The 7,219-nt window shown below is 70.4% G+C and carries 6 protein-coding genes; 2 read left to right on the forward strand and 4 right to left on the reverse strand.

Translation table 11 applies throughout. From position 1 onward, the window contains the following. Nucleotides 1-178 precede the first annotated feature (178 nt). The 3 genes from ACFU97_RS31055 to ACFU97_RS31065 all read right to left on the reverse strand — a co-directional run bounded on the left by ACFU97_RS31055 (nt 179) and on the right by ACFU97_RS31065 (nt 3,647). Nucleotides 179-517, reverse strand: coding sequence for a P-II family nitrogen regulator (locus ACFU97_RS31055; protein WP_276112337.1), 339 nt, complete (start codon nt 515-517; stop codon nt 179-181). Then, nucleotides 514-1,848: an ammonium transporter gene (locus ACFU97_RS31060; protein ID WP_384263286.1), complete on the reverse strand. Its 1,335-nt coding sequence runs from the start codon at nt 1,846-1,848 to the stop codon at nt 514-516. Before ACFU97_RS31060 ends, ACFU97_RS31055 begins: the two co-directional genes overlap by 4 nt. A 314-nt stretch (nt 1,849-2,162) precedes the next feature. Further along, nucleotides 2,163-3,647 (reverse strand): hypothetical protein, encoded by a 1,485-nt coding sequence (locus ACFU97_RS31065; protein WP_384263289.1) that lies wholly within the window; start codon nt 3,645-3,647, stop codon nt 2,163-2,165. A 447-nt stretch (nt 3,648-4,094) separates the two neighbouring features. On the opposite strand from ACFU97_RS31065, the gene ACFU97_RS31070 reads away from it, so the two are divergent. Next, nucleotides 4,095-4,751: a bifunctional DNA primase/polymerase gene (locus tag ACFU97_RS31070; protein ID WP_384263291.1), complete on the forward strand. Its 657-nt coding sequence runs from the start codon at nt 4,095-4,097 to the stop codon at nt 4,749-4,751. 90 nt (nt 4,752-4,841) lie between these two features. On the opposite strand, the gene ftsY is transcribed toward ACFU97_RS31070, so the two are convergent. Then, nucleotides 4,842-6,044, reverse strand: a complete 1,203-nt coding sequence (ftsY, locus tag ACFU97_RS31075; RefSeq protein WP_384263293.1) for a signal recognition particle-docking protein FtsY — start codon at nt 6,042-6,044, stop codon at nt 4,842-4,844. A gap of 106 nt (nt 6,045-6,150) precedes the next feature. Between ftsY and ACFU97_RS31080 the strand changes: the two genes are divergently transcribed. Next, a complete protein-coding gene (locus ACFU97_RS31080; RefSeq protein WP_384263296.1) occupies nt 6,151-7,122 on the forward strand; it encodes an LLM class flavin-dependent oxidoreductase in 972 nt (323 codons plus the stop codon). Nucleotides 7,123-7,219: the final 97 nt, after the last annotated feature.

A 7,219-nucleotide genomic window follows, 5' to 3' on the forward strand; every position in this document is an offset into this window, starting at 1 on the left:
AGCCTGCCCGGCCATTTGCCCTGAGGGGGGGAAGGGACGGCACGCTGGGGGGGCTGGGATTGTTCCTTCGAGGGGAGGAAGCCCGCCCGGTCCGCCGCGTAGCCACTGGGTCCCGAGTCCTCTGCTTCCTTGCGCACGTCCGTACTCGACACCCGGCGACTCCTGTTCCTTTTTACGTTCAGAGCGCGTCGGGGCCGCGCTCGCCGGTCCGGACCCGGACGGCCGTCTCCACCGGGAGCGACCAGACCTTGCCGTCACCGATCTTGCCGGTCCTGGCCGCCTTGACGACGACGTCGATCAGCTGGTCGGCGTCGTCGTCCTCGGCCAGGACCTCGATGCGGATCTTGGGCACCAGGTCGACGGTGTACTCGGCACCGCGGTAGACCTCGGTGTGTCCCCGCTGACGACCGTAGCCGCTCGCCTCCGTGACCGTCAGGCCGTGGACGCCGAAGGCCTGGAGGGCCTCCTTGATCTCGTCGAGCCGGTGCGGCTTGACGACGGCGGTGATGAGCTTCATGCGTCCACCTTCTTGCTCTGGGCCGCTCCGGCACCGGCGGGTACGGCGTTGCGGGCGGCACCGCCGCCGGCGCCGCTGAAGTCGTATGCGGTCTCGGCGTGCTCGGCCTGGTCGATCCCGGAGATCTCCTCGTCCTCGGTGACCCGCATGCCGATGGTCTTGTCGAGGAGGAAGGCGAGGATCGCGGAGCAGATCAGCGAGTAGAAGAGGACTCCGAAGACACCGGCGCACTGGATCCAGAACTGGTGCATGCCGCCGCCGTAGAAGAGGCCCTTCACGTCGGACTGGCCCTTGCCGCTGGCGAAGAGGCCGATCAGCAGCGAGCCGAGGATACCGCCGACCATGTGGACGCCCACGACGTCGAGCGAGTCGTCGTAGTTGAAGCGGTACTTCAGGCCGACGGCCGCGGCGCATCCGACACCGGCGATGGCGCCGACCGCGATCGCGCCGAGCGGGGAGACCGCGCCGCCGGACGGGGTGATGGCGACCAGACCGGCGACGGCACCGGAGGCGGCGCCCAGCGTGGTGAACGCGCCGTGGCGGATCTTCTCGTAGACGAGCCAGGCGCACATGGCGGCGGCGGTGGCGATCTGGGTGTTGACGAACATCAGCGGGCCGACGCCGTCGTCGTTGCCGAGCCAGGAGCCGGCGTTGAAGCCGAACCAGCCGAACCACAGCAGACCGGCACCGAGCATCACCAGCGGGAGGCTGTGCGGGCGCATCGGGTCCTTCTTGAAGCCGACGCGCTTGCCGATGACGAGGATCACGCCGAGCGCTGCGGCACCCGCGTTGATGTGGACCGCCGTACCGCCGGCGAAGTCGATCACGCCGAGTTCGAAGGCCCAGCCGCCGGTGCCCCAGACCCAGTGGGCGACCGGGAAGTAGACGACCGTGGCCCACAGGATGAGGAACAGCGTCCAGGCCGAGAACTTGACCCGGTCCGCGAGGGCACCGCTTATCAGCGCGGGCGTGATGATCGCGAACATCATCTGGAAGACGGCGAACACGAACACCGGGATCGTGTAGCCGGACCAGATGTCCATCTTGTCGATGCCGGCCCAGCCGATGTAGTCGCCGGTCCAGCCGATGAGCGATCCGTGGTCCGTGCCGAACGCCATGGAGAAGCCGTACAGCACCCACAGGATGGTGACGACGCCCATGCTGATGAAGCTCATCATCAGCATGTTGAGGGTGCTCTTGACGCGGACCATGCCTCCGTAGAAGAAGGCGAGGCCCGGGGTCATGATCAGCACCAGTGCGGAAGCAATGAGCATGAAGCCTGTGTTGGCGGCAGACAGTTTGTCCGCGGCAAGCGTGATGGCTGGTGCCATCGGCGTCTCCTCGTCGTTAATACGGCCCCGTGCGGGCGAAGCCAGAAGCGGGCATGAGGGGTGGGCCGGTTATGCGCCATGAGATTGGCGCAGCGCGGTTTCGGTGGAAGCCCCTCGTTGTTTCGCCGCCGTGACGAAGGCGCCGTGCGTGTTACGCCTCGATGAACTGCCGGATGCCGGCCGAAATGATCGTTATCTTGGCGCAACCTTCCGTGAGGGAAGAAATCCGGCCGCGGACGGCCTTCCGACGACCTGGCATGGGGGAGCCGAGTCGGGCAGTTCGGGAGGGCCGGCCGCGGCCGGGGTCAGGGGATTCAGACCGCTTCGGCGGTCTCCGGGAGCTCCAGTGCGAGCTTCTCGGTGAGGTCGACGACCTCACCGAGGTCCCCGAAGTCGCGTACAGCGGTGTCGACCGTCTTTCGGATACGAGTGTTCACGCGCTCGGAGCGCACCTTCTTGGCGATGTGCATGGCCTTCTCGGCCAGCACCGCGCTGCGCTCGGGCTCGCGCTGGAGCAGGTGCACCGTGGCCATGCCGATGAGATTCAGTGCGTACGACCGCTGGTGCTCGGCATCCTGGGCGAACAGGTCGACCGCCCGCTGCATGACGGGCTCGGCCAGGGAGGCGTACGTCGGGCTGCGTCCTGCGACGTAGGCGAGGTCGCGGTAGGAGTGGCTGTTCTCGCCGTGCAGCTCCGCCTCGGAGAAGAAGCGGATCCAGTCGGCGTCCGGCTCGTCCCACTCGTCGACGTCGGCGAAGGTGTCCTCGGCCATCCGCACCGCGCGCTTGCACTTGCCGGGCTGCCCCATGTTGGCGTAGGCGCGGGCCTCCATCGCATACAGCATCGACTGGGTGCGGGGGCTCGCGCAGTCCCGGCTGCCGTACTGCGCGAGGTGGATGAGCTCCAGGGCGTCCTCGGGACGCCCGAGGTGGATCATCTGGCGGCTCATGCTGGACAGCACGTACGAGCCGAGGGGTTTGTCGCCCGCCTCCTTGGCGGCGTGCAGGGCGAGGACGAAGTACTTCTGCGCGGTGGGCTGGAGCCCCACGTCGTAGGACATCCAGCCCGCGAGCTCGGCCAGTTCGGCGGCGACCTTGAACAACTTCCTGGTCGTCGCCTCGGGTTGGGGCTCCTGGAGCAGGTCCGTCACCTCGTGCAGCTGGCCGACGACCGCCTTGCGGCGCAGCCCGCCGCCGCACTGGGCGTCCCACTGGCGGAACATCACCGTCGTGGACTCCAGGAGGTCCAGCTCCGGGCGGGAGAGCCGGCCGGCCCGGCGGGAGGCGGCGGGCGACTCGGGCTCCGCCTGCGGCGCCTGGGGCGAGGGCACCAGCCAGCGCTGCATGGGCTCGATGAGGGACGGGCCCGCGGACAGGACCAGCGAGGTCCCGAGGAAGCCGCGCCGCGCCAGCATCAGGTCGCTGCGCGAGAACTCGCTGAGCAGCGCCACCGTCTGCGGGCCCGTCCAGGGCAGGTCGACGCCGGTCGCGGAGGGTGACTGACGCGCCGTGCGCAGGCCGAGGTCGTCGACGGAGACCACGCAGCCGAAGCGCTCGGAGAACAGCTCGGACAGGATCCTGGGAATGGGCTCGCGGGGGTTCTCGCCGTCCAGCCAGCGGCGCACCCGGGAGGTGTCCGTGGAGATGTGGTTGGCGCCCAACTGGCGCGCCCTGCGGTTGACTTGGCGGGCGAGCTCGCCCTTCGACCAGCCGCTGCGCACGAACCAGGAAGTGAGCAGCTCGTTCGGGCGCTTGTCGATGCTGGCCGCGGTCGTCCCGCTTCCGCCGTTGCCGCTCACTGGAACGCCCCCATCCCTGAGACCACTTGTCGCCGAGTGCGCCAAGCCCTATCAGAATGCCGGTAAATACGGTCTCCCGTCCGCCGGTTCTCACCCTTCGAACGGGATACCGACTTGCCTCCGGCATACCCACGAGTGCATGTGCCCCCGGGACCCGTGCACTCAAAGTAATCCTACGATCACCCGTCCAGCCATGGCGATCCCGGAAACGCCACCATTCGCCACCCCTTCGAATGAACTCACGGTGGCCTGCACGCGATTCACTTGACATAGACCGATCGGGAGTAGGCGGAGCGATGCACTCAGGGGCGCGCGTCGTCGAGTTCACCACCAGAGGCACCTCCAGCGCCGCCCGGACCAAGCGGGGCGGGTGACTCGGAAAACACACAGGGTCACGATCCGCATCCGCGCCGTAACCACCGGCGCGTCGGACCCGTTGGAGGGGGCATGGGCTTCACGATCGGCGGCATCCGGGAGATCCGCTCCGGCTCGCGTCGGCGCGGCCGCTCCTCGGAGTGCACGGCCGTCGCCGAGTTCACCGGACTGTGGGGCTGGGACGTCGTGGCCGGCGCGCGGGCCTCGGGGAGCGAGTGCTCCTGCGGCCGGGCGGACTGCGGTGCACCGGGGGCGCATCCGCTGGAGTTCGCGCCGCTGGTCCCGGCCGGCGCCACGCTCGACGACGTGACCAGGACCTGGGGCGAGTTCCCCGGAGCGTCGGTCATGCTCGCGGTCGGCCACTCGTTCGACGTCGTCGACGTGTCCGAGGCCGCCGGCCGCCGCGCCCTGATCCGCCTGGAGCGCATGGGCCTGCCCGTCGGCCCGGTCACCGCGACCCCGGAGGGCCGCGCCCAGTTCTTCGTCGCCCCCGGCGCCGCCGCCGAACTCCCCGAGCTGCTCTACCGCATGGGCTGGGACGACCCGACCTCGCTCGACCTGCGCGGCCAGGGCCCCGGTACGTACATCACCGCCCCGCCCTCCGACCGCGGCGGCCGGGGCCCCGCGCGGTGGCTGCGGCAGCCGGCCCTGGACTCGGCCACCAAGCCGCCGGCGGCCCGCCTGCTGCTGGGGACCCTGGCCTACGTGGCGCACCGGTCCCGGGCCTAGCGGCACGAGGCACACAGCGAAGCGCCCGCCCCCAACTGCACCTTGGGAGGCGGGGGCTTCTTCGTGCTCGTACCGTTGTCGGCGGGGGTGTCACTCTCCGATAAGGGCGTCAACGAACGCCTCCGGCTCGAACGGCGCCAGGTCGTCCGCGCCTTCGCCGAGGCCCACCAGCTTGACCGGCACGCCCAGTTCGCGCTGGACGGCGATCACGATGCCGCCCTTGGCCGTGCCGTCCAGCTTGGTCAGCACGATGCCGGTGATGTCGACGACCTCGGCGAACACGCGGGCCTGGACCAGGCCGTTCTGCCCGGTCGTGGCGTCGAGGACGAGCAGCACCTCGTCCAGCGGGGCCTGCTTCTCGACGACGCGCTTGACCTTGCCGAGCTCGTCCATGAGGCCGGTCTTGGTGTGCAGGCGACCGGCGGTGTCGATGAGGACGACGTCGGAGCCCATCTCCTTGCCCTCCTTCACCGCGTCGAAGGCGACGGAGGCGGGGTCGCCGGCCTCGGGCCCGCGCACGGTGTGGGCGCCGACGCGCTCGCCCCAGGTCTGCAGCTGGTCGGCGGCGGCGGCACGGAAGGTGTCGGCGGCGCCCAGGACCACGGTACGGCCGTCGGCCACCAGGACGCGGGCGAGCTTGCCGGTGGTGGTGGTCTTGCCGGTGCCATTGACCCCGACGACCATCACGATGCCGGGCTTGCTGGCCTCCGGCTCGGTCCGGACCGTGCGGTCCATGTCGGTGCCGACGAGCTTGAGGAGCTCTTCGCGCAGCAGGCCGCGCAGCTCCGCGGGGGTGCGGGTGCCGAGCACCTTCACCCGCTCGCGCAGACCCTCGACCAGCTCCTGGGTCGGGGCCACGCCGACGTCGGCGGTGAGCAGGATGTCCTCGATCTCCTCCCAGGTGTCGTCGTCGAGGTGCTCGCGCGACAGGAGCGCGAGCAGGCCCTTGCCGAGCGCGTTCTGGGAGCGCGAGAGACGGGTGCGGAGGCGGACGAGCCGCCCCTCGGCCGGCTCGGGGACCTCGATCTCGGGGACCTCGAGGGAGGGCGGCTCCTCGACGGCGACCGGCGCCGAGCCGTCCGGAAGATCCACCTCCTCTATGGTCCGGCGTGGTTCGTCGCGGGGCGTCTCGGCCTCGTCGCCGACGTGCGGCTCGGCCGGAGGGGCCGTGATGTCGGGCGCGGAGGGCGGCGGCTTGGGCAGCGGCTTCTTGCGCCGGGTGCCGATGACGAGCCCGCCGAGCGCGCCGATCACGACCACGGCGATGACTACAGCAAGGATGACGGTTTCCATAACCCGACCAGTATCGGTCATGGAGTCCTGCGGCACCCCTCTGGATGTCTGACACTCCGTCAGCTAACGTCCGCTTCCACACCCGCCCGGTGAAGGGGAGCCCCCCATGCCCGTCACGGTCGTCCGCTTCAATCTCGTAGAGCCCGACGCCACCCCCGCCTCCCTCGGCGCCCGCTACCGGGCCGCCCTGGACATGGCGGCGTATGCCGACGAACACGGCATCACCACGGTGCAGACCGAGGAGCACCACGGCGTCGAGAACAACTGGCTGCCGTCACCCTTCGCCTTCGCGGGCGCGGTCTTCGGCGCGACCAGCCGTGTCGCCGTGACCGTCTCGGCGGTGATCGGCCCGCTGCACGACCCGCTGCGGCTGGCCGAGGAGATCGCCGTCCTGGACCTGATCAGCGGCGGGCGGCTGGTGACGGTCGCGGGGATCGGGTACCGGCCCGAGGAGTACGCGCTGTTCGACGTGGACTGGAAGCGTCGCGGCAAGCTCCAGGACGAGGTGCTGGAGACGCTGCTCAAGGCCTGGACCGGCGAGCCCTTCGAGTACCGCGGCCGTACGGTGCGGATCACGCCGCGCCCGCTCACCGAGCCGCACCCGCTGCTGCTGGTCGGCGGCTCCTCGAAGGCCGCCGCCCGCCGCGCGGCCCGCCTCGGCCTCCCCTTCTTCCCCAGCGCGCACCTGCCGGAGCTGGAGGCGTACTACAAGGAACGGCTCGTCGAGTACGGCACCGAGGGCTGGACCATGATGCCCACCGAGGAGACCCCGCTGCTGCACATCGCCGAGGACCCGGACCGGGCGTGGGCCGCGTACGGCCGGCACTTCCTGCACGAGGCGCGGACGTACGCCTCCTGGCAGTCCGGGGACATCCGCTCCGCCGTGAAGTCCTCCGCCACGACCGTGGACGATCTGCGCGCCGAGGGCGTCTACCGCATCCTCACCCCGGACCAGTGCGTGGACCTGGGTCTCGACAACCTCGTCCTGCATCCGCTGGCCGGCGGAATGCCCCCGGAGGAGGGCTGGCGCAGCCTGCGCCTGTTCACCGAACGGGTGCTGCCGCGCCTGGCGGACTGAGGCCGGCCAGCGTGCACGGGAGACGAAACCGCCGCTCCGGCTCGGTCACTGGCCGAGCCGGCGCGGGGGTGGGGTAGGAGGAGAAGGGGAGGGGGGA

This window comes from Streptomyces sp. NPDC057616, from assembly GCF_042800575.1.
In the GTDB taxonomy this organism is placed as follows: domain Bacteria; phylum Actinomycetota; class Actinomycetes; order Streptomycetales; family Streptomycetaceae; genus Streptomyces.